This is a genomic window from Actinoplanes sp. ATCC 53533, assembly GCF_003947245.1.
In genome coordinates this window covers 27,512-51,687 of record NZ_QHHV01000048.1, presented here as the reverse complement: position 1 = coordinate 51,687, position 24,176 = coordinate 27,512, and the positions used below count along the sequence as shown (strand labels likewise).

At 71.7% G+C, this 24,176-nt stretch carries 17 protein-coding genes; 8 read left to right on the top strand and 9 right to left on the bottom strand.

The features are described from left to right. Positions 1–100 precede the first annotated feature (100 nt). Both DMB66_RS17505 and DMB66_RS17500 read left to right on the top strand, forming a co-directional pair. The gene (locus DMB66_RS17505; protein WP_233624634.1) at positions 101–1,474 is read left to right on the top strand and encodes a glycosyltransferase; all 1,374 of its coding nucleotides are present in this window, start codon (positions 101–103) and stop codon (positions 1,472–1,474) included. Further along, on the top strand, positions 1,471–2,055 hold the full coding sequence (locus tag DMB66_RS17500; RefSeq protein ID WP_125805154.1) for a hypothetical protein: 585 nt from the start codon (positions 1,471–1,473) through the stop codon (positions 2,053–2,055). The genes DMB66_RS17505 and DMB66_RS17500 overlap by 4 nt, the downstream gene beginning before the upstream one ends. 46 nt (positions 2,056–2,101) lie before the next feature. Here DMB66_RS17500 and wecB read toward each other — a convergent pair whose 3' ends face one another. The 6 genes from wecB to DMB66_RS17475 all read right to left on the bottom strand — a co-directional run bounded on the left by wecB (position 2,102) and on the right by DMB66_RS17475 (position 8,154). Continuing rightward, complete coding sequence (wecB, locus tag DMB66_RS17495) at positions 2,102–3,193, bottom strand: non-hydrolyzing UDP-N-acetylglucosamine 2-epimerase (RefSeq protein ID WP_125805153.1); 1,092 nt, start codon at positions 3,191–3,193, stop codon at positions 2,102–2,104. A 43-nt stretch (positions 3,194–3,236) separates the two neighbouring features. After that, complete coding sequence (locus DMB66_RS17490) at positions 3,237–4,025, bottom strand: hypothetical protein (RefSeq protein WP_125805152.1); 789 nt, start codon at positions 4,023–4,025, stop codon at positions 3,237–3,239. A 51-nt stretch (positions 4,026–4,076) separates the two neighbouring features. Then, positions 4,077–4,721 (bottom strand): bifunctional 2-polyprenyl-6-hydroxyphenol methylase/3-demethylubiquinol 3-O-methyltransferase UbiG, encoded by a 645-nt coding sequence (locus DMB66_RS17485; protein ID WP_125805151.1) that lies wholly within the window; start codon positions 4,719–4,721, stop codon positions 4,077–4,079. A gap of 111 nt (positions 4,722–4,832) precedes the next feature. Beyond that, complete coding sequence (locus DMB66_RS62595) at positions 4,833–5,345, bottom strand: hypothetical protein (protein ID WP_199752443.1); 513 nt, start codon at positions 5,343–5,345, stop codon at positions 4,833–4,835. Continuing rightward, complete coding sequence (locus DMB66_RS17480; protein WP_233624631.1) at positions 5,342–6,538, bottom strand: glycosyltransferase; 1,197 nt, start codon at positions 6,536–6,538, stop codon at positions 5,342–5,344. The genes DMB66_RS62595 and DMB66_RS17480 overlap by 4 nt, the downstream gene beginning before the upstream one ends. Then, positions 6,535–8,154: a glycosyltransferase family 4 protein gene (locus DMB66_RS17475; RefSeq protein ID WP_233624629.1), complete on the bottom strand. Its 1,620-nt coding sequence runs from the start codon at positions 8,152–8,154 to the stop codon at positions 6,535–6,537. Before DMB66_RS17475 ends, DMB66_RS17480 begins: the two co-directional genes overlap by 4 nt. Before the next feature lie 228 nt (positions 8,155–8,382). Here DMB66_RS17475 and DMB66_RS17470 point away from each other — a divergent pair, with 228 nt between their 5' ends. The 3 genes from DMB66_RS17470 to DMB66_RS17460 all read left to right on the top strand — a co-directional run bounded on the left by DMB66_RS17470 (position 8,383) and on the right by DMB66_RS17460 (position 13,319). Beyond that, entirely contained in the window at positions 8,383–10,248 is a 1,866-nt protein-coding gene (locus DMB66_RS17470; RefSeq protein ID WP_125805150.1) for a glycosyltransferase family 4 protein, read from the top strand. Between the two features lie 185 nt (positions 10,249–10,433). Next, positions 10,434–12,008, top strand: a complete 1,575-nt coding sequence (locus DMB66_RS17465) for a glycosyltransferase (RefSeq protein WP_125805149.1) — start codon at positions 10,434–10,436, stop codon at positions 12,006–12,008. 27 nt (positions 12,009–12,035) lie between these two features. After that, on the top strand, positions 12,036–13,319 hold the full coding sequence (locus DMB66_RS17460) for a nucleotide sugar dehydrogenase (RefSeq protein WP_125805148.1): 1,284 nt from the start codon (positions 12,036–12,038) through the stop codon (positions 13,317–13,319). A 52-nt stretch (positions 13,320–13,371) separates the two neighbouring features. On the opposite strand, the gene DMB66_RS17455 is transcribed toward DMB66_RS17460, so the two are convergent. Continuing rightward, positions 13,372–13,917 carry an acyltransferase gene (locus tag DMB66_RS17455; protein WP_125805147.1) on the bottom strand — a complete coding sequence of 182 codons (546 nt, stop codon included), beginning with the start codon at positions 13,915–13,917 and terminating at the stop codon, positions 13,372–13,374. Between the two features lie 119 nt (positions 13,918–14,036). On the opposite strand from DMB66_RS17455, the gene DMB66_RS17450 reads away from it, so the two are divergent. The 3 genes from DMB66_RS17450 to DMB66_RS17440 are packed head-to-tail and all read left to right on the top strand — an operon-like array spanning position 14,037 to position 20,248. Then, positions 14,037–16,154, top strand: a complete 2,118-nt coding sequence (locus DMB66_RS17450) for a bifunctional glycosyltransferase family 2 protein/CDP-glycerol:glycerophosphate glycerophosphotransferase (protein ID WP_125805166.1) — start codon at positions 14,037–14,039, stop codon at positions 16,152–16,154. After that, positions 16,147–19,542, top strand: coding sequence for a CDP-glycerol glycerophosphotransferase family protein (locus DMB66_RS17445; RefSeq protein WP_125805146.1), 3,396 nt, complete (start codon positions 16,147–16,149; stop codon positions 19,540–19,542). Before DMB66_RS17450 ends, DMB66_RS17445 begins: the two co-directional genes overlap by 8 nt. A gap of 22 nt (positions 19,543–19,564) precedes the next feature. Continuing rightward, positions 19,565–20,248: a GPP34 family phosphoprotein gene (locus DMB66_RS17440; protein WP_125805145.1), complete on the top strand. Its 684-nt coding sequence runs from the start codon at positions 19,565–19,567 to the stop codon at positions 20,246–20,248. Positions 20,249–20,300: 52 nt separating this feature from the next. Here the strand turns inward: DMB66_RS17440 and DMB66_RS17435 are convergent, their stop codons facing one another. Continuing rightward, a complete protein-coding gene (locus tag DMB66_RS17435; protein WP_125805144.1) occupies positions 20,301–21,950 on the bottom strand; it encodes a phospho-sugar mutase in 1,650 nt (549 codons plus the stop codon). 27 nt (positions 21,951–21,977) lie between these two features. Further along, positions 21,978–23,948: a serine/threonine-protein kinase gene (locus DMB66_RS17430; RefSeq protein WP_125805143.1), complete on the bottom strand. Its 1,971-nt coding sequence runs from the start codon at positions 23,946–23,948 to the stop codon at positions 21,978–21,980. Between the last annotated feature and the right edge of the window lie 228 nt (positions 23,949–24,176).

Here is a 24,176-nt window from a genome sequence, read left to right as displayed (position 1 = left end):
CCGACAGGTTCGGGCGTGGCGCTGCCCTGTACGGTCGCTGTGGCGACCGACGACCAGCCCGTTATCGAGGGGAAGCAGTGGACCACCAGGAGCGCAACGTATGACCGCCAGCCCACGGAAGCCGCGCCTGCTGTACCTGGCCTTCTACTTTCCTCCTTCCCGGGCCAGCGGGGTCTACCGGGCGCGGGCGACGGCGAATCACTTCGCCCGCGACGGCTGGGACGTCACCGTTTTCGCCGCGCCGCTGGGTTTCCTGTACGACGTGATCGGCTCGACGGACGAGAAGCTGCTCGAAACCGTCGACCCGCGGATCACCGTGGTCCGGCCCGAGCTCGACACCTTCCGGTGGGAGCACGAGCTGCAGAACATGAGCTGGTTCCGCGGCATGATGCCGACGACGGCCAAGCGGTTCTTCGACTGGCGCGAGGCCAAGCAGTTCCCCGAGCAGTACGTCTCCTGGGCGCGATCGTCGGTTGCCAAGGCACTCAAGCTGCACCGGAGCGAGAAGTTCGACGCGGTGGTGGCCACCGGCAACCCGTTCGCCGCCTTCGCCGCCGCCTGGGCGATCGGCAAGCTGGCCCGCATCCCCTACGTGATCGACTACCGCGACTCCTGGACTCTCGACCTGTTCAAGGACGAGCCCGCGTTTCCGCCGGAGCATCCGACCTGGAAGTGGGAACGCCGGGTCCTCGGCAAGGCCGCGTCGGTCGTGTTCGTGAACAACGCGCTGCGCGACTGGCACGCCGAGCGGTATCCCGAGGCGGCGGACCGGATGATTGTCGTTCCGAACGGGTGGGACCCGGACCTGCTCGACGTGCCGACGGATCCCGTGGAACCGGTCACGCCGCAGCGCCCGCTCAACTTCAGCTACCTCGGCACGCTCACCACCCACCAGCCGATGGAGGAGATGGCGGAGGCCTTCCGGATCGCCCGGGAGCATCCGCTGCTCGCCGGCGCGGAGCTCAATCTCTTCGGGCACCTCGGCTTCTTCAAGCTCAGCCATATGCCGCTGCTGCCGCGGCTCGGCCTGAACGCGGCCGGGCAGGTCGATCCCGACAATGATGCCGGCCTGCGGCTGCGGGGCCCGGTGCCGAAGACCGAGGTCTCGTCGGTCTATGCCGACAGCGACGTCCTGGTGTTCCTGGCGGCCGGTGGCCGCTATGTCACTTCCGGCAAGATTTTCGAGTACATGGCGACCGGCCGCCCGATCGTCTCCGTGCACGCCCCGGACATCGCGGCCCGCGAGGTCCTCGAGGGTTACCCGTTGTGGTTCCACGCCGACAGCCTCGATCCGGAGAAGCTGGCGCAGACCTTCATCGACGCCGGTGAAGCGGCCCGCCGGGCGGATCCGCAGCTGCGCGAGGCCGCTCGCCGGCACGCCGCCACCTTCGAACGCGATACTCTGCTGGCACCGCTGGAAAACCGTCTGCGCTCTCTCGTCCGCTCGTCGACCGTCCAGGAGTTGCCGTCGTGAGCACCCCAGCCGAACCGGTGACCAAGCCGCGCGTCGTTGTCATCGCCATGAGCTACAAGCCGGCCTGGCGGGTGCGGTCCTACGTGCGAGACCTGGCGGAGGCCGGCGTGCAGGTCGACCTGCTCGTCCCCGAGAGCAAGAGCACGCAGGACGTCGAGCTCGACCCCCGGATCCGGGTGCACCGCGTCTTCGACGTCGAGGCGAGCGAGATCCGGATCCGGCGGATCGAGCACCGCCTGCTCTTCAACGTCCCGGCCAAGGCGTTCGGCAAGGCCAGGGCGTTGACCGTCGGCCGGCCGGCGTTGAAGAAGGTGGACGCGGGCCTGGCGCTGACCCGGCGCGCCCAGTCGCGGATCTCCAAGGGAATCCACCGGAAGATGTTCTGGCCGGCGTTCAAGGCGATCCGCCCGGTGATTCTCTCGCGCCGGGCCGAAGGAACCGCCATGGAGCTCGACCTGGCCGGAGCGGACCGCATTGTGGCAGCCGACCAGGCCGCCATGCCGCTGGCCTGGCGGCTGTCGCGCCGCTACCCGGGAGTGCGCACGACGATCGCTCTCGACCGAAAGCCGTACGTCAGCTAGACCTGGTCACACCCGGCGGGGCCCCCGAGAGGGGGCCCCTGTTCCGTCAGCGGGCGGCGAAGCGCTCGGCCAGGACCTCGACGACCCGCTTCGCGGCCGCGCCATCGCCGTACGGGGTGCCGCGCTCGAACTGCGGTGCGCCCCGGGTGGCCAGCTTCGCCCACTCGTCGCCGAGCTCGCCCGGGTCGGTCACCAGGTGGTTCCAGCCGTCCACCAGCGTTTCGACCCACTCCGTCTCGGTCCGCAGCGTCGTGCACGGGCGGCCCAGCAGGAAGGCCTCCTTCTGCAGGCCACCCGAGTCGGTGACCACGCCGGCCGAGCCGAGCACCCCGGCCACCATCGAGGCGTACGGGAGCGGCTGCCCGACGTGCACGGCGCCACGCTGCAGCTTCAGCCCCTGGGCCTCGGCCCGGGCCACGAGGCGCGGGTGTGCCAGCAGCGCCACCGGGGTGGGCAGGTCGGCGAGGGCGTCCACGAGCTGGGCCAGCCGCTTCGGGTCGTCGGTGTTCTCCGCGCGGTGCAGCGTGGCGAGCAGGTACGGCTGTTCCGGGTCGATGCCGTCGGGCAACGCCGGAGCGGCGTGACGCCCGGCCAGCACGTCGTCGCGGACCCGCAGGCAGACGTCGACCATGACGTCGCCGACCAGCTCGGTGCGGTCGCCCAGGCCCTCGGCCCGCAGGTGCCGGACGGCTTCCTCGGTCGGTGCCAGCAGCAGGTCGGCCGCGTGGTCGGTGAGCACCCGGTTGTGCTCCTCCGGCATCCGGCGGTTGAACGAGCGCAGGCCGGCTTCGAGGTGCGCCACCGGGATGTGCATCTTGACCGCGGCCACGGCGCCGGCCAGCGTCGAGTTCGTGTCGCCGTAGACCAGGACCCAGTCCGGCTTCTCCAGCTCCAGCACCGGGTCCATCGCGCTCAGCACGGCGCCGGTCTGCACGCCGTGGCTGCCCGAGCCCACACCCAGGTGGACGTCCGGGTCCGGGATGCCGAGGCCGGTGAAGAAGACGTCCGAGAGGTTGACGTCGTAGTGCTGTCCGGTATGGACGATCACGTGCTGGTGATCGGTGCCGGCGAAAGCGTGTGCGATGGGGGCCAGCTTTACCAGCTGTGGCCGGGCACCGACAATGCTCATTACCTTCATCGCAGTTTTCTCCGTGAGCTCAGGGGTCAGGGGACCGGTGCGGTCAGGACTGCTGATCGGCGGGCCCGCCGGTGGCACCACGCTTGCGCCAGATGCGGACCAGGCCGACCGGCACGCTGACGATGGCCTTGCCGGGGCGGCGGGCGCCCTGCACGACCGTGGCGCCGACCCGGAAGGTCGTGGAGGCCTGCAGCTTGGCGACGTCGTTGCGCGCCTTCGTCAGCCGGCTCTCCGCCTGGGTGACCTTCGCGTCCCGGGCGGCGACTTCCTTCTCCAGCTCCCGGATGCGCTTGTCCTGCTCGAGCACCCGGTCGGCGGTCTCGGCCAGCTTGCGGCGCAGGGGGCGCTCGAGCAGCTCGCTGAAGACCTTCTCGCCGGTCAGCCGGAGCAGCGCGCGGAGGTCGGGCGAGGCACCGTCGATCACGATCGGCTCATCCGACAGATGAGTGCGCAGGGGAGCGATCCGGTCGACCCGTGCGGCCACGACGGCGCAGTGCGCCCGGTCTCCCACCGCGTGGTCGAGCGGAATCACCTGGAGCACCTGGCATCCCGCGGTGATCAGTTCGTCCAGCACCCGCTGGTACGGCAGGTCCGGCACCGGCCAGCCGAGCAGCAGCAGCGCCCGGCCGCCGACGGGCAGCTCCTGCAGCGCCGGTGCGACCGCCGCCGCGTCGAGGTGGGCCGCGGGGTTGGGCCCGACGAAGGCGACCACTACGGTGCCGGCGTCCATCTTCTCGCCCGGCGCGTAGGGCCGGTAGGTGGCCTCCTCCGGAGCGCGCAGCTGCTCCTGGAGTGTCTTTCCGCTCCCGCTCACTTCGACGATGGTCGTCACGTCTTCGAAGAGTGGTAGCAGTTCTCGTATGAGCATTATGTCCGCCGATCCTCAGCCGATGCGGGTAAAGGTGTAGAACCCGATGGGGCTCCGCCGGAAGCGGTACGGCTCCCAGCCGTCGAAACGCATACCGCAGGCGTCCAGCAACGGGAGGTACGTGTCGCGGCCCCGGCAGATCTGGTAGCTGCCGAAGACATGGTCGTTGTCCTGTCCCCAGTCGCCGATGATGAGCTTGCCGCCGAGCCGGACCAGCGAGGCCAGATTGCGGGTCGCCCGCTCCCACTCAGCGTCATCCATGATGTGGAAGAGCACGTCGACGGTGAGGACGGCGTCGTAGAGCCACGGCGTCCGCCACTCGGCCAGGCCGCTCTGGCGGTAGCGGGGGCCACCGCCGAGCTCCTGACAGAGCGTGATCGCTGCCTCGCTGCGGTCGATGCCGTCGACCTGGTGGCCGAACTTGGCGAGTTCCCGGCTGAAGTAGCCCTTACCGCAGCCCGCATCGAGCAGGTAGAGCGGCGCGACCGGGTTGTTCTGCAGGCCGATGCGGTCCATCAGCATGCTCAGCCGCCGGAGGTAGAACATGGAGTTGGTGGCCTCGTCGTACGAGACGTGGCCACCAGACTTCAGGTCGGTCTCGCGTATATGGCGGTCGTTCCAGAACTTCGAGACTTCCGCGTCGGTTAGCCGCAGCGTCATAGCATGATCCACTTTCGCAGTGGGAGGGGTGGTGATCCTGGGCAGACTAGTACCTAGTGTGGCCCGCGGTCAGCATCTCGGAACGATCAACGCCGAATCTCCCGGTCGAGCTCAGGAGATGTGGTCGGCGCTCCAGACCAGGCCGATGCGGGTGTCCGCGCGGAGGTTGTCCAGCACCTCCACCGCTTCCGGCATGGACCTGGAGTCCGTGACCACGATCCACTCGTACGGGCGTGGGCTGCGCGTGATGTGCTGGGCGATCAGCTGGCTGCGGACGTCCCGGCGCAGTCGTTTGTGGATCGGCAGGAACACGCGCCGGTGGAATCGGTCGGCGACCTTCTTCTCATAGGTGCGGACCGCCGACTTTCCCCGGCGGCCGAGCGCCTTCTTCAGGACGAATCGGGGGCCGCGGTAGACCACCAGGCGCTCGATCCGCCAGGGCAGCTGGGCCCGGTGCAGCACCGATGAGTCGATCACCGTCACGCCGGAAGCGATCTCGGCAGTCCACGGATGGGCCGTCGCGACCACCACGGTGGCCGTGCCACCGTTCGCGACCACCTTGGCGGATTCCTCCACCACCGCACGCCTGCGGCCCGCACCCAGCGCCAGGAACAGAACATTCACTCGAACCACACCCGGTGATGCATCTTGGCCACGGCGGGATATCCGTAGCGTTCGTCGAGCACCCGCTGGGCCTTGCCCAGATCGAGCCCCTGCGGGAACCGGTCGCGCAGCCGCCTGTAGCCCTCGACCAGGGACGCGTCGTCCTCCTGGACGGCGACCAACTCGCCGGCCGCCTCCTCGATCCCGGCGAGCGTCTCCTCCGGGCCGCCGCACCGGGTGACCAGCACCGGCATGCCGGCGGCCACCGCCTCGACCACCGTCACGCCGAAGCTCTCCCATCGGCTGGCATGCACCAGCAGGTCATGCTCACGCATCAGCTGCAAGGCGACCTCGGGGCCGACCGAGCCGGCGAAGGTGACCACGTCCTGGACGCCGAGCGCCTCGGCCCGCTCGCGCAACTCACCGCCCAGCTCACCGTCGCCGACGATGGTGAGGGTCAGCGCCGGGTCCTCGGCGTGGCACTTCGCGAACGCCTCCAGCAGCCAGTTGACTCCCTTGCGGGGAATCAGGCCACCGAGGAACAGCCAGCGGCGCAGCGCGGTCACCGGCTCCGGCCGGGGCTGGGTGAAGGAGATCGGGTTGGCCACCAGGCTGACCTTCTCGGCGTGCCGGGGCAGCGCCTTCAGCAGCACGTCCCGGGTGCCGTCGCCGACCACGAACAGGCCCTCACAGCGATCCAGCACCTTGTCGTACATCTCGCGGGCTTCCGGCTCGTCGAGGAGCTGCTCCAGGAAGCTGGCGTGCTCGGTGACGAACAGCTTGGTCTCCGGCCGCAGGTGTTCGAGCACCGCCCAGCCGCTCGGTAGCGCCTCGTGCACATGGACCACGGCCGCGTCGATGGGCGCGCCGGCGAAGGTGGCGTGCAGGGTGTCCGCGTGCCGTTTCGCGACGAATGCGAAGTCGCCGCCGACGGGCATCGGCACCGGCAGAAAGTTGAGCGTCGCGCCGCCGACTGTCGACGAGGCCCGCTTCATGCGGGGCAGCAGCGCCAGATGCGCCCGGTTGATCGCCGCGTCCTCGGCGTCGGAAACCCGCGCCGACCAGCGGTCGCAGTGCATGATCGTCATCGAGTCGCAGCCGGGCGCGGTCGCCTCCACCATGGTCTGCACGAAAGCGCCACGGAACGGAAACATCTGGGTCGGATACCAGGGTGTGACGACGGTGACGTGCCGGTCGCCCGGGGGCACAGTCATCGGGCGACCTGAGGCAGCGACTCGGCGGGGGCCACCGTGGCCGCCGCGGCCGGCTCGGTGACCGCTGCGGTGGCCGGCACGAGCCCGGAGTAGACGCTGTCCAGCACGGCGGCCTGGGCCTCCCAGGTCCAGCTCAGCAGCAGGCCGTCCTTGTCGTACGCGGCGCGGTATTTGTCCGGATCGGCCAGCACCTCACGGACCACGCGGACGAAGTCGTCGAGATCCTGCGCCTTGAAGACCTCACCCTGACCGGTGGAGCGCACCATCTCGGCCATGGTCCGGATGTCGCTGGTGATCAGCGGCAGCCGGGCGTGCGAATACTCGAAGAACTTGTTGCTCAACGCGATCTCATGGTTGGGCAGGTGGTGCAGGGGGCTGACCGCCGCGTCCGCGGGGCGCAGGTAGTCGGACACCTGCCAGTGCGGGACGTACGGCAGCGCGTGCACCCGGTCGGCCACGCCCAGCGACTCCGCCCGCTCCATGGTCCTGTCGACCACCGGGTTCTTGCCGTTCGGGTGCATCGAGACCATCGCCAGGTGCACCTCGGGCAGGTGCGGCAGCGCGTCGATGATGATGTCGACGCCCCGCACCGGGGTGATGCCGCCGACGTAGGCGAGCAGGGGCACGTCCGCCCCGATGCCGCAGTCGGTCCGCAGATCAGCCACGGCCGCCGCGCTCTCGTCCGGGGCGGGCGCCTGCACCGGCGCGTTCATCACCACGTTCGGCCTGGTGGCCAGCCCGTGCTCCTGCTGCAGCAGGTCGGCGAGCGACGGCGAGACGGCCAGCACGGCGTCCGCGTACGGTGCGAACTCGGCCTCGTGGGCGGTGAGCGCGGGCAGCCAGCGGTGGTGGTATTTCGCGACCAGACCCGGGGCGTACTCGTGGGCGTCCCAGACCAGCTTGGTCTTGCGGCCCTTGGCCCGGGCCCGGATCGTGGCTCGCGCGCCGACCCCGAGCATCCGGAAGTCGTTGGCGTGGATGATGTCCGGCGCGAGCTTGTCGATCACCTTGCCGAATGCGATCTCCCACTGCCACAGAGACGGGTCGAGCCGGCGCCAGGCCCGGTTGCCCATGGTCGTTTTCCAGAACCAGATCGGCGCCTGGTTGAGCAGGTTGGGGTCGTTCTTGCGGACCTGGCGCAGCCGCCGCGTCTCACCAGCCCGGAACCGTGTCCACACACTGAGTGCCTTGTGGGTGACCCGCACCGGGAGCAGCGCGGCCTTGCCCACGGCGTGCGCGGCCGCCGAGCCGCCGGCCCGGCGCTTGGCGTTGAGGTGGGCGAAGCTGGCGACGAGGTCGGCGTGCCGGGCCTTGATGAGCTCCAGGCGGTATGCCGATTCCCGGCCCGGGGGGTAGGCCAGCGGCCGGCGCAGGCTGCGGCGCCAGGTGAACGGCGCGACGTTCAGCGAGCTGTTCATCGGCACCAGGCGCACCTCGGCGTCGCCGATCATCCAGGTCTCGAGCGGCGAATCGCGGCGCTCGCCGAGCAGGATGACCTCCCAGCCGGCCGCGGCCATCGACCGCGCCTCCTTTTGCACCCGGGAATCGCCCTGCACGTCATTGTCGACGAGCATGACAACGCGGCCCCGCGTGGCCCGGGCCTGATTGGCGGGCATAGGTAATCCTCCTGCTGAAACGCTATCCGGCGCGTGACTGGGGGAAGGGTACCGTGCCGGGTCGATACGACGGCTGAGGGCTCCGGCAGGTGCCCGGTAACGGTACGGGGCTGGGAAAGTGGCCGATCGGCGAAATGCGGGAAACGCCTCCTTGTCGATGAGGTTCCAGCGGCGGCGATAGGCCAGGGGTGTCATAGACTCCCGCCGTCTTCGAGGCAGGAGTCTTGCGTGAGTCCGCCCCCCACTTCAGTCGTCTATCTGGCGCTCGGCGGCCGACGGACGCGTGCGGCGCGCCGGCACGTGACGGAGCTGGCCGACGCGGGCGCCCGCGTCCTGCTCGTGGTCGCGGATCTGGCGGAGTGGAGGACAGAACCGGACACTCCGGGCGTGACCCTGCACCGGCTGGGATCGACGGAGCTGCCCCAGATCCTGCGCGCCGCGCGCAAGTTCCTGCTCACCCGCGACGGCCCGCTGGCCGGCGCGAGCCTGCTGGTGGCCGGCGACCCGGAGGCCATGCCGATCGCCGACGCGGCCCGCCGGCGGTTCCCGTCCCTGTCGGTCGGCTGCGCCCCGGCGCCCGGCCCGGCCCGCCGCCCGGCGCCGGCCGACCTGGCCGTCGTCACGCCGTGGTACCCGTCGCCGAACGATCCGTTCGCCGGTGCGTTCGTCCGGGCCACCACCGACGCGGCCGGCGGGGACGTCGGCCGGGTGGCGACCCTGCACACGGAGGGCTGGCCCTACTCGCCCAAGGGAGTGAGCGGGAAGCTGGTCGGGGTGGCGGTCGAGCGGGAGCTGGCCCACGGCGGCGGTGTCGTCGTCGCGGACACCCCGGAGGGCGAGCTCACCCGGGTGGTCAGTCCGCAGCCCAGCAACGGCGACTACTTTCTCTGGAGCCGCGAGCAGATCGCCCGCTTGCGGGCCGCGCTGCCCACCGGCCGCATCGAGGCGCCGCTCGTGCACGCGCACACCGGCCACTACGCCGGGGCGGTGGCCGCCGAGCTGGCCCGCGACGACGCCCGGATCGTGGTCACCGAGCACGCCACCTTCCTGGACCTGGTCTTCGCGCTGCCGGCATCGCGGCGGCAGTACGGCGACATGCTCCACCGGGTCAACCGGATGCTCTGCGTCGGCCGGGCCCTGTACGACCAGGTCGCCGCGCAGTTTCCGGAGCACCTGGAGAAGCTGCGCGTCCTGCCGAACCCGATCGACTTCGACCGGTTCGCGGTCCGCCCCGAGCCGCCCCGCGAGCCCCTGCGCTTGCTGTACGTGGGTCGGATGGTGCCGCACAAGGGCGTGCTGACCCTGCTGGAGGCGTTCGCGCGGATCGCCGGGGCGGAGCCGCGGGCCACGCTGACGCTGGTCGGCTCCGGCGCGCTGGAGCTGCAGCTGCGGGCCCGGATCGCCGAGCTGGGCCTGGTGGACCGCGTGACGCAGCGGGCGCCGGTGGCCCCCGAGCAGGTCGCCGGCCTGATGCACGAGCATGACGTGCTCATCCATGCCAGCGGCGTGGAGACGTTCGGCATGACGATCGTCGAGGCGGTCGCCACGGGCACGCCGGTGCTGGTGGCCCGCAGCCAGGGCCCGGCCGAGACGCTGCACGGCCTCGACGGCGTCGCGGGCGTGCTGTTCGACGTCACGGAAGACCCCGAGGTGATCGTGGCCGGGTACCGCCGGCTCCGGGCGGGCTGGTCCGGTCTGGGCCTGGCACAGGCCCGGGAGCGGCTGCGTGCCCGCTACGGCCGCGAGGCCGTCGGGGCGCAGCTGCGCGAGGTGTACCGCGAGGTCGCGCAGGAGCCGCCGGCGACCCGGCCGGAGGCGGGCCCGCCGGAGCCGCCCGAGGCGGACAACCGAAGCTTGATCCGCCGGCTCAAGCATGGCCTGGTGACCACGCTGCCGCGCCGAGGGCTCGACTACCTCCGGGCCCGCAGCCGGAAGCTGTCCTCGCCGACGCCGGAGGCGTGGGTGATCACCGCCCAGCGGGCGCACGTGGTGCTCGCCGGCTGGTTCGACAGGAAGGTCGACGACCCGAAGACATCGATCGGCGCCGACCTGACCCCGCCGGCCGAGAGCGTCCGGGCGGGCGTCTCCGACTGACCCGGAGAGTGCCGGCTCCGGGCCGCCGAGCGCCTATGGTTGGTCCAGGACGTTAACCACCGGGAAATGCCTGCGAAAATCTTGACCCGGCCGGTTTCGAGTCACCCCCGCGCTTACCGGTGTCGTAGACTCCCGTCCACCCTGAACCCGGTGGGAGTACACCGGCCGAGAAAGAGGTGCCTGCGGTGAGCGGACCCGACGTCAGTGTCGTGGTCGCCGTGTACAACACGATGCCCTACCTGACCGAGTGCCTGCGTTCGCTCGTCGGCCAGAGCATCGGTACAGATCGGATGGAGATCGTCGCCGTCGACGACGGCTCCACCGATGGCAGCGGCGCCGAGCTGGACCGCTGGGCGAAGAAGCACCCCCGCACCGTCAAGGTCCTGCACCAGGAGAATTCGGGTGGCCCGGCCGGTCCGAGCAACCGGGCGCTCGACGTCGCCACCGGGCGCTATGTGTTCTTCGTCGGCGCCGACGACTATCTGGGCACCGAGGCCTTGGAACGCCTGGTCGCCACGGCCGACGAGCTGGCGGCCGACATCGTGCTGGGCCGGCTGGTCGGCGCCGGGGGCCGCGGGGTCAACCAGGCCGTCTACACCCCGGGCAACCGCGACGACATCACCCTGGTGAATTCGGCGCTGCCCTGGGCACTGTCCAACACGAAGCTGTTCCGCCGGTCCCTGCTGGAAGAGCACCAGATCAGGTATCCGGAGGAGCTGCGCTCCGGCAGCGACCAGCCGTTCACCATCCGCGCGGTGGTGGCGGCCCGGCGCATCGCGGTGCGCGCCGACTACGAGTTCTACTACGCGGTCCGCCGCGAGGACTCCAGCAACATCACCTACCGCACCTCCCTGTACTCCTTTGTGCAGGACACCGCGCTCATCATGGACACCGCCGCGGACCTCATCACCGATCCGGCGGCGCGGGAGCGGGTGCTGCACCGGCACTTCACCTGGGAGCTGGGCAAGCTGCTGGGCACCCGGTTCCTCGAGGCGGACCGGGACGAGCAGCGCCGGGTGCAGGAGGGCGTGCGCAAGCTCGCCGAGACATACCTGACCGACTCCATCCGGGCGAGCCTCGAGGTGCAGCGCCGGGTGCCGCTCAGCGTCGCCCAGTACGGCACCCTCGACGATCTTCGCGCCGTCGCCCGGCACTACGCCGACCAGGGGCTGACGCCGGTGATCACCGAGGGCGAGCGGCACTTCATCGGGTTCCCGGGCTTCCGGGACCCGGCCCGCGGCTTCCCGGACGACTGGTTCGACGGCACCGAGCAGGTCCGCGAGCGCGTCCACCAGTCCGGCCCGGCGACCGTCCGCTGGGGCCACGCCCCGGACGGCCGGCAGGCCCTGCTGGTGGGCTGGCACAGCACGCTGCCGAATCTCAACCGCGAGGGCGAGCCGCCGCCGCGGGTGTTCGCCGGTGACCGGCCGGCCGCCCGCACCGATTCCGGCGACGAAGGCCAGGCCGGCACCGCCATCCTGGGCTATCTGGTGCTCGACGAGATGGTCGCCGGGCAGCGCAAACAACGCCAGCGCCGGACGGTGAAATTCACCTGGACCGACCTCGGCGAAACTCACAGCGTTCCGGTGACCGCGTTCGACCTCTCCGCCGCGCCGCGTATCCTCCATCGGCGTGGCCTACGTTTCCATCTCGTGGGCGTCGAAGTCGACGAGAAGACCAATCTTCGCGTCGTGAGTACCATCGTCACCCCACGCCGGATCGCCGGCCGCCTCGTGCGCCGGCTTCGCCGCAAGCGCTGACCCGCGCCAAGGAGGAAGTACCCCAGTATGAAGATCTGTGTCGTCGCCCTGGGCAAGATCGGGCTGCCGCTTGCTGTTCAGTTCGCGTCCAAGGGCCACACCGTGATCGGCGCGGACGTGTCGGAGCCCACCGTCCGCACGATCAACGACGGCCTGGTCCCGTTCCCGGGCGAGGCGGATCTTGACGTCAAGCTCAAGCAGGCGGTCAACGCCGGCCTGCTGACGGCCACCACCGACACCGCGGCCGCGGTCGCCGAGTCGGACGCCGTCGTGGTGGTCGTTCCGCTGTTCGTGGACGCCGAGAGCGTGCCGGACTTCGGCTGGATGGAGTCGGCCACCCGCGACATCGCCCGCGGGCTGCGCCCCGGCACCCTGGTCAGCTACGAGACCACGTTGCCGGTCGGCACCACCCGCACGCGCTGGGCGCCGCTGCTGGAGGAGGGCTCCGGACTGGTCGCCGGGCGCGACTTCCACCTGGTCTTCAGCCCCGAGCGGGTGCTCACCGGCCGGGTCTTCGCCGACCTGCGCAAATACCCGAAGCTGGTCGGCGGCATCGACGCCGGATCGGCGCAGCGCGGCATCGAGTTCTACGAGGCCGTGCTCGACTTCGACGACCGGCCCGACCTCGACCGCCCGAACGGCGTCTGGGACCTGGGCTCCGCCGAGGCCGCCGAGCTGGCGAAGCTGGCCGAGACGACCTACCGGGACGTCAACATCGGGCTGGCCAACCAGTTCGCCCGGTACGCCGACACCATCGACGTCGACGTGAACCTGGTCATCGACGCGTGCAACACCCAGCCGTACAGCCACATCCACCGGCCGGGTATCGCGGTCGGCGGGCACTGCATCCCGGTCTACCCGCGGCTCTACCTGTGGAACGACCCGGCGGCGACCGTGGTCCGCTCGGCTCGCGAGGCCAACGCGGCGATGCCGTCGTACGCGATGGACCTGCTCGCCGCCGCGGTCGGTGACCTGGACGGGGTCGGCGTGCTGGTGCTCGGTGCCGCCTACCGGGGCGGGGTCAAGGAGACGGCGTTCTCCGGTGTCTTCCCGGCCGTGGAGGAGCTGCGCCGCCGGGGCGCCAAGCCGTACGTGTCCGACCCGATGTATTCCGCCGCCGAGCTGACCGCCCTGGGCCTGCCGCCGTGGAACGGCGAGGAGCTGGGCGCGGCCGTCGTGCAGTCCGACCACGCGGAATACCGCAGCCTCACCGCCGCTGACCTGCCCGGCGTCAAGGTGCTCGTCGACGGTCGCCGCACCACCGACCCGCAGCGGCTCGAAGGCATCCGCCGGATCGTCATCGGCGGCTGACGGACACGTAGTTCCCGGGGCGGCGACAAACCGCCCCGGGACATCCGTCCGGCTAGCTCCGCTCGATGTCGCGGCTGACGATCTCGCCGCGCTCGTCCACCCAGCCCTTGGGCCGGGCCGGATTCCCCGCCACCAGCTGATACGGCTGCACGTCCCTGGTCACGACCGAGCCGGCCGCGATCATCGCGTACTCGCCGACCTCGATGCCGCAGACCAGCGTCGCGTTCGCGCCGATCGAGGCGCCGCGGCGGACCAGGGTCGGGGTGATCTTCCAGTCCGCGTTCTGGGCCCGGGGCCGCAGGTCGTTGGTGAAGACCGCGCACGGCCCGACGAAGACCTCGTCCTCGATCGTGACGCCCTGGTAGACCGAGACGTTGTTCTGAATCTTGACGCGGCTGCCCACCACGGCGTTGGCGTCGAGATAGACGTTGCGCCCGATTACGCAGTCGTCGCCGACCACGGCGGACGAGCGGACGTGCGCGAGGTGCCAGACCTTGGTGCCGGCGCCGAGGGCGGCACCCTCCTCTACGTCCGCGGAGGGGTGCACGAACGGCGGCCGGGCGCTGCCGGCGTCGGTGTCATTGTGGGTGTGTTCCATCAGTGCAGTGTGGGCCCTGACCCGCGATCAGCCGAAATCGGGGAAACAATTCCGCGACATCGCCGGTGCTACCCTGGGCCTCCCCGCTGAGGCATCGCATGGACGGTCTGCGCACATATATGAACTTCACCAGCGTCGTTGTCCCCGCGTGGAGCGTTCAGGGATATCTCGCCGAATGCCTGACGTCCGTGCTCGACCAGCAGTCGGTGGACGCCGAGGTGATCGGCGTCGATGACGCCTCGCCGGACCACTCCGGTGCGGTGCTCGACGAACGGGCCGCGGCCGATCCCCGGTTGACCGTGGTGCACCTCGCGACCAACGGCGGACCGGGGCCGGCCCGCAACGCCGGTCTCGACCGGGCCACCGGCGAGTACGTCTGGTTCGTCGACGGCGACGACCGGATCGTGCCCGGAGCGCTCGCCGCCGTCGAGGCCCGGCTGCGCGAGGAGAAGCCGGACGTGCTCGTCGTCGGCGCCGCGCGCGAGCGGTGGAACAGGTCGGTGTCGGGCTGGCACACGCCGGCGTCCGGGTCCGCCGGCGCCGAGGCGCTGACCCTCCAGGCGCCCCCGCTGGGTGCCCTCGTGGTGCGCCGGCAGTTCCTGGCCGAGTCGGGCATCCGCTTCCAGCCCGGCTGGTACGAGGACGTCGCCTTCGCGTACGCGGTGCTCGCCGAGGCCGGCAGCGTCGCGACGTTCGAGCCGGCCTGCTACATCCGCCGGCTGGACCGGGACCGCTCGATCCACACCACCCGCTCGGCCCGCCACGCCGAAGCGGTGGCGCAGTACGACCATGCGCTGAGCCGCCCCGTGGTCGCCGGTGCCCCGCCCGAGCTGCGCCGGCGCGCGCTGGACCGGGCCGTCGCCGAGCTGCTGAGGATCATGGAGGACGGTGCCCGGGTGCCCCGCGGCGCCCGCCGGGCCATGTTCACCGCGGTGTCCGGGCTGGTCCGCAAGCACGAGGCCGGCGCCGCGCCGCGCCCCGGTGGCGCCGCCGGGCTGCGGCTCAAGCTGATCGCCGCCGGTTCGTTCGGCGCCTACCAGGCCCTGCGCGGCGCCCGCGGCGCGGTCGGCTCGGCGCGCGGCAGGCTTGGCCGGGCCAAGGCGCGCGTTCGCAAGCGCGGCCTGCGCTGGTATTACCGGTGGCAACTGCGCCGCCCGATCGACGAGAGCCTGGCTGTCTACGCCGCGTACTGGTATCGCGGCTATGCCTGCAACCCGGCGGCGATCTACGCCAAGGCCAGGGAGCTGGCCCCCGGTGTCCGGGGCGTCTGGGTGGTCAAGCCCGGCCACCGGCCGCTGCCCGAGGGCGTCAAGTACGTCGTCTCCGGCAGCCGGGCCTACTTCCGCACCATCGCGCGCGCCAAATATCTGATCAACAACGCCACCTTCCCGCCCGGCGTGGTGAAGCGGCCGGGCGCGATCCACGTGCAGACCCACCACGGCACACCGCTGAAGACGATGGGCCTCGACCAACCCAAGTTCCCGGCTTCCACGGTCGGCTACAACGCCGACCGGATGCGCCGCAACATCGCCAAGTGGGACTTCAGCGTCACCGCCAACCGGCACACCACCCTGCTCTGGGACCGGCAGTTCCCGATCAGGGGCGAGACGCTGGAGACCGGTTATCCGCGCAACGACCGGCTCGCCCTGGCGACCGGTCCGGACGTCGCGGCGGCCCGGGCGGAGCTGGGCATCGCGCCCGGCGAGCGGGTGGTGCTATACACCCCGACCCACCGCGAGTGGCACGCCACCTTCACCCCGGTGCTCGACGTGGACGCGCTCGCCGAGGCGCTGGGCCCGGACACCCGGGTGCTCCTGCGTGGCCACTACTTCTACGGCCTGGCAGGATTCCCGCCCCGGCATTCACGGGTCACCGACGTGTCGTCGTTCCCGGCGGTGGAGACGCTCTACCTGGCGGCCGACGCATTGATCACCGACTTCTCCTCGGTGATGTTCGACTATGCCGTGCTGGACCGGCCGCTGATCATTTTCGCGCCGGACTGGGAGATCTACCGGGCCGTGCGCGGTGTCACCTTTGACCTGGCCGCCGAGCATCCGGGCACTTTCACCCGCACGTTCGACGAATTGGTCGCGGCGTTCCGGAGCGGCCAGGTGGACAGCCCCGAGGCCACCGAGGCGCGGGCCCGCTTCCGGGCGCGGTTCTGCTCCCTGGAGGACGGCCACGCGGCCGAACGGGTGGTCCGGCGAGTGTTCCTCCAGGAGCGACGCGATGCCTGAAATCGTCCCGGGACTGGTCAGCGTCATCGTGCCGATCTACAACGTGGAACCGTTCCTGCGGGACTGCCTGGACTCGCTGCGCGCGCAGACCTACCCCGACCTGCAGGTGCTGATGGTCGACGACGGCAGCACCGACGGCTGCGCGGCCATCGCCGAGGAGTTCGTGGCGGCCGATCCCCGGTTCCAGCTCATCCGGCAGGCCAACGCCGGGCTCAGCGCCGCCCGCAACGTCGCCGTGCCGATGGCCAGGGGTGAATATCTCGCCTTCGTCGACAGCGATGACGTGCTGGCCGCGCACGCGTACGAGCTGCTCGTGCAGGCCATGGCCGGGGGCGCGGATTTCGCCAGCGGCGGCGTGCGCCGTTACTCCTCGCGCGGCACCTACCGAGGCGCGCCGCACAACGAGGCGATCGCCGCCACCGACCTGAACGCGCACGTCTCGCGCGACCCCAAGCTGCTGCGCGACCGCACGATCTGGAACAAGCTGTACCGCCGCGCCTTCTACGACGCGCACGGCTTCGAGTTCCCGGTCGGCCGCCTCTTCGAGGACGTGCCGGTCACTGTGCCGGCGCACGCCCTGGCCACCAGCGTCGCGATCGTCGCCGAGCCGATCTACTTCTGGCGGGTCCGCGAGGGCGCGGTCCGCTCGATCACCCAGTCCGGAAACGACCTGCGCAACCTGGTCGACCGCTTCTATTCGGTCGACCTGACCCGCAAGCTGCTCGCCGAGGCCGGCCAGGACGAGCTGCGCCGGGTGTACGAGGAGCAGGCGATCTGGGACAAGCTCGGCAAATACCTCAAGTTTCTGCCGGCCGCCTCGCCGGAGTTCCGCGAGAAGTTCCTGGAGCTGGCGACGGCCTATCTCGCCGAGCTTGACCCGGGTGCCGTCGACCGCCAGCCCGCCAACGTGCGCCGGCACTGGCAGCTGATCCGTGATCGCCGCGTGGACGACCTGCTCGAACTCATCGACCACGGCTTCCGCCAGCCCAAGGCGCCCCCGACGCTGGAATCGGCCGTCCGCAGCCTGGCCTGGCGCGCCGGCCGGCTGGAGCTGACCGGCTACGCCTACGTGCCCGGTGGAGCCCCACGCCGCTTCGGCTCGCTGCGGCTGCTCTGGCTGTCCAGCGACGGCGGCCGGCGCAAGATCCCGCTGCGCGCGCGGGCCCACCGGGACCCCACCGCGCCCCCGGCCGAGCAGGCGGCGGGCTTCGCCGTCTCGGTGAACCCGGCGGTCGTGCGGCACGGCAAGGTCTGGCGCAGCGGCAGCTGGACGGTGGCGGTCGCGGCGGCCCGAGGCATCACGGTGCGGCGCGCCGGACTGCGGGTGCCCGAGGAGTGGACCGATCCGCTGCCCCGCCGGCAGCTGGAGGCCGGCGTCTGGATCGCGCCGATCGTGACCAAGGGCCGGCTGCGGCTGCGGGTCAGCAAGTCGGACGGCTGGCTCACCGCGAGTCACCGCGACGGCGACGAACTGGTGCTCGCCGGCATGCTGCGCAACAAGCCGAAGGGACCGGTCCGGATCGAGCTGAGCCGGGTCCGCGGCATCGTCACGCACCGGGTGCCGGCCGAGGTGACCCCGGTCGCCGACGGTTTCGCCTTCACCGCCCGCATCCCGCTGGCCGGCATCGCGCTCGACAGCACCGACGACAACCACGCCGCCGGGCTGTACGCGCAGAGGTTCAAAATCGACATCGTGGTCAAGGCCAAGCCGGTCCAGCTCGTCGCCGACGACGCGTACGAGCCGATCCGGATCCTGCAGGGCACCGACGAGATCTACACCGCCGTCACCGCCGCTGGGCAGGTCACGCTCCGCACCCGCCCGGCCGGCCCGGTGGTGACGTCCGCCGCCTGGCGCCCCGACGGCGCACTGGTGCTCGACGGCGACTGCCCGACCGATGTCGAGGGCGAGTTGCTGCTCCGGCTGCAAGGCCGCCGCAAAGACCTCAGCCTGCCCCTGCGGGCGGTGCGGGGGCGCTGGCAGGTGGTGATCGACCCGTCCGCCGTGCCCGGCCTCGCCGGCTCGCTGCCGCTGGTGGCCGGCACCTGGGACCTGGCGTTCCGGTCCGCCGGGGCATACCACCGGACGACGACCGCGCTCGCCTTCTCGGTGGCGGTCAGCGCGAGCCTGCCGAGCTCGGCGACGGCCGGCGACGGGGTGCGCAGCGTGCTGCGGTGGGACGGCAACGAGCGGACCGTCCTGGTCGTCGCGGCGCCCACCCTGGACCCGGCCGGGCAGGAGCGCCTGCGGGCCGCGTACGCGCCGGTCACCGGCCGTCCCGCCGTGCGGGAGGTGGTGCTCTTCGACGCCGCGCCGGGCCGCCGCTTCGCCGACGATCCGGCCGCGCTCCTGGCCGAGCTGGCCGGCCGCCCGAACGCCCCGGCCGCCCGCTGGACGGTCGAGCGTGGCCAGCCGGTGCCGCCCGGCGCCGAGCCGGTCGGCTACGGCAGCGAGGCCTGGTATGCGGCCCTGACCACCAGCCGCTGGATCGTCACCAACGACGACCTGCCGCGCTGGTTCAGGCCGCAGGAGGGCCAGGTCGTGCTCCGGCTGGCCGGCGGCTGGCCGATCGCCCGGTCCGGCGCCACGGCTGTCGCGCACCCGCTCGGCCGGGAGCTGATCGACCAGATCGACTCCGACGCGGCGAGCTGGACCGCGGTCGCGTCACCCGGCGCCTCGGCCACCCCGGTGCTGCGCCGCGAGCTGCGTTTCGCCGGTCCGGTGCTGGAGTACGGCCGACCGGCCAACGACCTGCTGACCACCCTGGACGCCGAGGCGGCCCGGGCCGAGGTGCTCAGGCGCCTGGAGCTGCCGGCCGGCACCCGCCTGGTCCTGTACGCACCCACCCTGCGCCCGATGGACCTGCGCAAGCGGGGCTGGAGCGATCCGGGCAAGCTGCTCGACCTCCCCGGCGTCGTGGCGTCCCTGCCGCCCGGGTACGAGCTGCTGGTCCGCCGGCACCCGGCGCTCGGCGACGACGTGCTGGGCCTGAGCCTGGTCTCCGGCGTCCTGGACGTCTCCGGGTATCCGCGGGTGGCCGAGCTGCTGCTCGCCGCCGACGTGCTGATCACCGACTACTCGACGCTGCTCGCCGACTTCGCGGTCACCGGCCGGCCGGCCCTGCTCTACGTCCCCGACCTGGCCGAGTTCGAGGCGTCCCCGGGCCTCAACGTCGACCTGGCCACGGTCGCGCCGGGGCCGCTGCTGCGCACCTCCGCGGAGGTGATGGCGGCGGTGCGGGCCATCGGACCGGTCGCCGCGGAGCACGAGCAGGCCGCCAAGGACTTCGCGGAGCGCCACCCGGTCGCGGGGGCGGGACAGGCGGCCGCGCGGCTGGTCGACTGGCTGCTCGCCGCCGGCGAAAGAGGAGTGGCAGTGGAGGCGACGTGACTGAGGCCACTATCGTTTTGCCATGACCTCCATCGCGCTCGCTGAGGAACTCCTTCTCCTCGCGTACGACGACCAGACCGGCAAGGCGACCGGTTCCCGCATCGGACTCGACCTCGGCATGTCCGCGGCCGTGCTGGTAGATCTCGCGCTGGCCGGCCGGATCGCCTACGTGAGCGGCTACCTGGTCGTCAACAATCCGACGCCGACCGGTGAACCGATCGCGGACCTGGTGCTCGCCAAGGCCGCCGCGGACCAGCCGCACACCCCGGCCCAGTGGGTGCAGCGGCTGCGACATAACCTCCGTAACCGGGTCCTGCAGGACCTGATCGCCCGTGGCGTCGTGCGCGATGTGGACGAGACCCAGCTGGGTCACATCCACGTGCATCGCTATCCGACGGCGGACCCCGCGTTCGAGGCGGAGATCCGCAAGCGGCTGGCCGAGGCGCTGATCACCGACGCGCCGCCGGACGAGCGGACCGCGGCGCTGGCCACGCTGCTCATCGCGACCCGGATGGAGCCCGCGCTGCGGTTGCCGCCGGAGGAGGCCGCCCGGGCACACCACCGGCTGGAGCAGATCGCCAGCGGCGCGGGCTTCGCCGCCGGCGGCATGAACCTCGAGGACTCGATCGTGCGCCCGAGCGTCGCCCTGGTGGTGGCCACCCTGGGCCGCGCGATCTCCGCCGCCCTCGGCGCCCCAAAGACCTGAGCAGCGAACCCGAACCGCCGGCCGGGGCCGCGCGCGGCCCCGACCGCCCGGCTCAGGTCAGACCGAGCGCGGCGGAGATCTCCGGGCGCAGTCCGTCGTCCATCGCGGCCACCGCGCGTGCCCGCGCGGCGGCCAGGTCACCGTCGGTCACCGGCTCGACCACCTCCAGGTACGCCTTGAGCTTCGGCTCGGTGCCGGACGGCCGGATGACCACCCGGGCCCGCGCCGTCCGCAGGGTCAGCACGTCCGCGCCCGGCAGCCGGTCCTCCACCTCGGTGACCGGGTCGCCGAGCAGGCTGCCGGGCGGGTCCCGCCGGATCCGGGCCATCGTGGTGGTGATCAGGCTCAGGTCCTCCACCCGCATCGAGACCTGCCCGGTGCGGTGCACGCCGAACTCCGCGTCGAGCTCGTCGAGCCGGTCGGCCAGCGAACGGCCCTCGGCCTTGAGCGTGGCGGCCAGGTCGGCGATCGTCACGGCGGCCGTGATGCCGTCCTTGTCGCGGACCAGGTCCGGTGCCACGCAGTAGCCCAGCGCCTCCTCGTAGCCGTACGCGAGCTTCTCGGCGCCACGCACGATCCACTTGAAGCCGGTCAGGGTCTCCGCGTACGGCACTCCCCGGGCCGCGCACAGGGCCCGCAGCAGCGTGGACGAGACGATCGTGGTGGCGTACGTGCCCGCCACGCCGCGCCGGATCAGGTGGTCGGCGAGCAGCGCCCCCAGCTCGTCCCCGCTCAGCGGCCGCCAGCTGCCCGGTGCGGCGCCGGGGATCGCGATCGCGCACCGGTCGGCGTCCGGGTCGTTGGCGATGGCCAGGTCGGCACCGACCCGGGCGGCCAGCGCGAGCAGCAGATCCATCGCGCCCGGCTCCTCGGGGTTGGGGAAGGCGACTGTGGGAAACGCCGGGTCCGGCTCGGCCTGCTCGGCCACCACGGCCGGTGCGGCGAAACCGGCCGCGGTGAACGCCGCGACCAGCACCTGGCCGCCGACCCCGTGCAGCGGTGTGTACGCCACCTTCAGGTCGCGGGCGCCGGCGCCGACGACCGTGGCGGCGCTGTCCACGTACCCCTGGACGATCGTGTCGTCGAGGACCGTGCCGGGCTCGCCCAGCGCGACCGCCGCGGCCGAACCGACCGCCCGGATGGCGGCCTCGATGCCCGCGTCGGCGGGCGGGACGATCTGCGCCCCGGCGCCGGCCGGGCCGCCGAGTTGGGCGCCCAGGTAGACCTTGTAGCCGTTGTCCTGGGGCGGGTTGTGACTGGCGGTCACCATGACACCCGCCACGGCCTCCAGCTGCCGCACGGCGTACGCCAGCACCGGCGTCGGCAGCGGCCGGGGCAGCAGCAGGGCCTCGCGCCCGGCGGCCGTGGCCACGCGCGCGGTCTGCTCGGCGAAGTCGCGGGAGCCGTACCGGGCGTCGTACCCGATGACCAGCGGTCCCTGCCCGCCCTGCGCGCCCAGCCAGCCGATCAGGCCGGCCGCGGCGCGGGTGACCACCGCGAGGTTCATCCCGTTCGGCCCGGCCCGCAGCCGGCCGCGCAGGCCCGCCGTCCCGAAGGTCAGCGGACCGGCGAACCGGTCGGCGAGCTCGTCGGCGCTGGCCGGGAGCCGGGCGAGCAGCTCCCGGACCTCGTCGCGCGCGGCCGGGTCGGGATCATCGGCCAGCCAGGTCTCGGCCAGCCTGCGGAGATCGTCAGTTGCCATGCTCAGTGGATAGCACGGCCGCCGAGGTCAGCTCGACTTGAGGGTGAAAGTCTTGGCCATCTCGTCGAAATACTGCTTGCTGTCGGCGAACTTCGACTCGGTGGTGGTGAGGTAGAAGGAATACATCTTGCCGTCGGTGGTGGTCTGCCGCCAGATGCCGTGCCGCATGGTGTCGCCCTCGCCGCAGGTGTATTCGAACTGGGCGGCGGGCAGCCCGGACATCTCGACGTCGGTGGTGCCGAGGTGCTTGAACGGCTTCGGGCAGGCCTTCGACTTCTTCAGCGTGGCGGGCGCGGTGGTCTCGGCGAACTTGCGGGGCGCGATCGTCCCCTTCTCGACCAGCACCCGGACCTTTGTCGACTTGTCGTCCGGGTTGACGTAGTCGACCCAGCTGCCGCCGGTGCCGCGCTCCCAGTCCTTGGGCACCTTGACCGTGACGGCCTTGTCACCCCGGTAGTCCTGGGTCTGGAACGAGGCCGCCACCACCTTGTCGCCGGCGGGCGGCTGGTCCGGCGGCGCGACCGGGTCGCCGCCGCCGGTCAGCGAGAAGACCAGGACCAGCACGACGAGCACGGCCAGCGCGCCACCACCGGCGGCGAGCTGGGTGTTGCGGGGCCAGCCCTTGACCGTGGTGACGGCCTTGTCGGTGGTCTCGCGGACGGTGGCGACCGTCTTGTCGATCATCGCGCGGCGCTTGGCAGCCGGGCTGGACACGACCGTGCCGGGCAGCGGGTCACGGGCCGCGCGGGCGCCGTCCCACTGCCGGCGCGGCGGCAGCACGCTGGTCTCGTCGCTCTCGGAGGCGCGGGACGGCGGGATGACGCTGGTCCGGTCGTTGTCCAGGCTCGGCGGGGGCGGGTAGGCGCCGGTGGGCGCGCTGGCCGCCTTGGCCTCCTGGGCGCGGCGCCGGCCGCCGCTGCTGACGCTGGTGCTGTTGTTGCCCTGGTCAAGCTTGGCCAGGTGGCCAGTGAGCGATTCACCGGGCGCGAGCATGGCCCGGCCGCCGATCTGGCCGGACGGCTTGGGCTGGGCGGGCACGATCGGCTGGGTCTCGGCCGCCGGCGGGCGCTGCGCCGGGACCACCGAGTACGGGTCCGTCATCATGTGCGGCGGGGCCTTGCTGGCCAGCGGGCCGGCGAGCTGCTGGCGCAGCATCGTCCGGGCGGTCTGCACGTCGAAGCGGCGGGCCGGGTCCTTCTCCAGCAGCCCCATCAGCACCGGGGTCAGCGAGCCCGAGCGGACGGGCGGGGTCGGCGGGTCCTCGACGACGGCGTGCATCGTCTCGATCGGGTCGCCCTTGTCGAACGGCGGCCGGCCCTCGATCGCGGTGTAGAGCGTGACGCCGAGCGAGAACAGGTCGCTGGGCGGGCCGAAGTCGCTGCCCATGGCGCGCTCGGGCGAGATGAAGTGCGGCGAGCCGAGCACCATGCCGGGCGTGGTGAGCTGCACGTCGGTGGGCATCCGCGCGACACCGAAGTCGGTGAGCACGCAGCGGCCGTCGGTGCAGATCAGCACGTTGGCCGGCTTTACGTCGCGGTGCAGCACGCCGTGCGCGTGCGCCACCTCGAGCGCGCCGAGCAGGGCGATGCCGATCTTCGCCACCACGCGCGGGTTGACCGGGCCGTCCTCGATCACCATGTCGGCGAGGCTGCGCGCCTCCAGCAGCTCCATGACGATCCACGGCCGGCCGTTCTCGTGCACGACGTCGTAGACCTGCACGACGGCCGGGTGTTGCAGGGCCGCCGCGGCGCGGGCCTCGCGCATCGTGCGTTCGTACATCGAGTCGCGGTCGGTGGGCGCCAGGCCAGGCGGGAGGATGACCTCCTTGATGGCCACGTCGCGGCGCAGCAGCGTGTCCGCCGCGCGCCAGACTGTGCCCATGCCACCGTGGCCGACCGCGGCGCGCAGTGTGTACCGCCCGCCGATGAGCGTGCCCGGGGCTGCGCGTCCGCTGGTCGGAGCAGAGTTGCCACCGCTCCACGTCGGAATCTGAGTCACGTGAGATGCCACCGAAGGGGGTGTAGGGGGCTGTCGGCCAACTCCGCTATCTTGCCGGTTCCCACCCCTTTTCGGAAAGTCGCTGGACGGGTGTTCTACGGAACTCGACCGTGGGTAGCCACACTGTCGCGTACGGTGGAACTTTTCGGACGCTGAGTGCAAAATCCCTCACCCCATCCAACCGCCCCGCCGCCGCCCTTGAACGGACTGAAGGCTCTCCCGGGTTTA

Bases quoted from the DNA above. Each gene is read 5' to 3' on its own strand.
- DMB66_RS17455 (WP_125805147.1), bottom strand. From the start codon at position 13,917: ATGGAACACACCCACAATGACACCGACGCCGGCAGCGCCCGGCCGCCG.
- wecB (WP_125805153.1), bottom strand. From the start codon at position 3,193: ATGAAGGTAATGAGCATTGTCGGTGCCCGGCCACAGCTGGTAAAGCTG.
- DMB66_RS17440 (WP_125805145.1), top strand. From the start codon at position 19,565: ATGACCTCCATCGCGCTCGCTGAGGAACTCCTTCTCCTCGCGTACGAC.
- DMB66_RS17460 (WP_125805148.1), top strand. From the start codon at position 12,036: ATGAAGATCTGTGTCGTCGCCCTGGGCAAGATCGGGCTGCCGCTTGCT.
- DMB66_RS17485 (WP_125805151.1), bottom strand. From the start codon at position 4,721: ATGACGCTGCGGCTAACCGACGCGGAAGTCTCGAAGTTCTGGAACGAC.
- DMB66_RS17475 (WP_233624629.1), bottom strand. From the start codon at position 8,154: ATGCCCGCCAATCAGGCCCGGGCCACGCGGGGCCGCGTTGTCATGCTC.
- DMB66_RS17480 (WP_233624631.1), bottom strand. From the start codon at position 6,538: ATGACTGTGCCCCCGGGCGACCGGCACGTCACCGTCGTCACACCCTGG.
- DMB66_RS17505 (WP_233624634.1), top strand. From the start codon at position 101: ATGACCGCCAGCCCACGGAAGCCGCGCCTGCTGTACCTGGCCTTCTAC.
- DMB66_RS17450 (WP_125805166.1), top strand. From the start codon at position 14,037: ATGAACTTCACCAGCGTCGTTGTCCCCGCGTGGAGCGTTCAGGGATAT.
- DMB66_RS17445 (WP_125805146.1), top strand. From the start codon at position 16,147: ATGCCTGAAATCGTCCCGGGACTGGTCAGCGTCATCGTGCCGATCTAC.
- DMB66_RS17435 (WP_125805144.1), bottom strand. From the start codon at position 21,950: ATGGCAACTGACGATCTCCGCAGGCTGGCCGAGACCTGGCTGGCCGAT.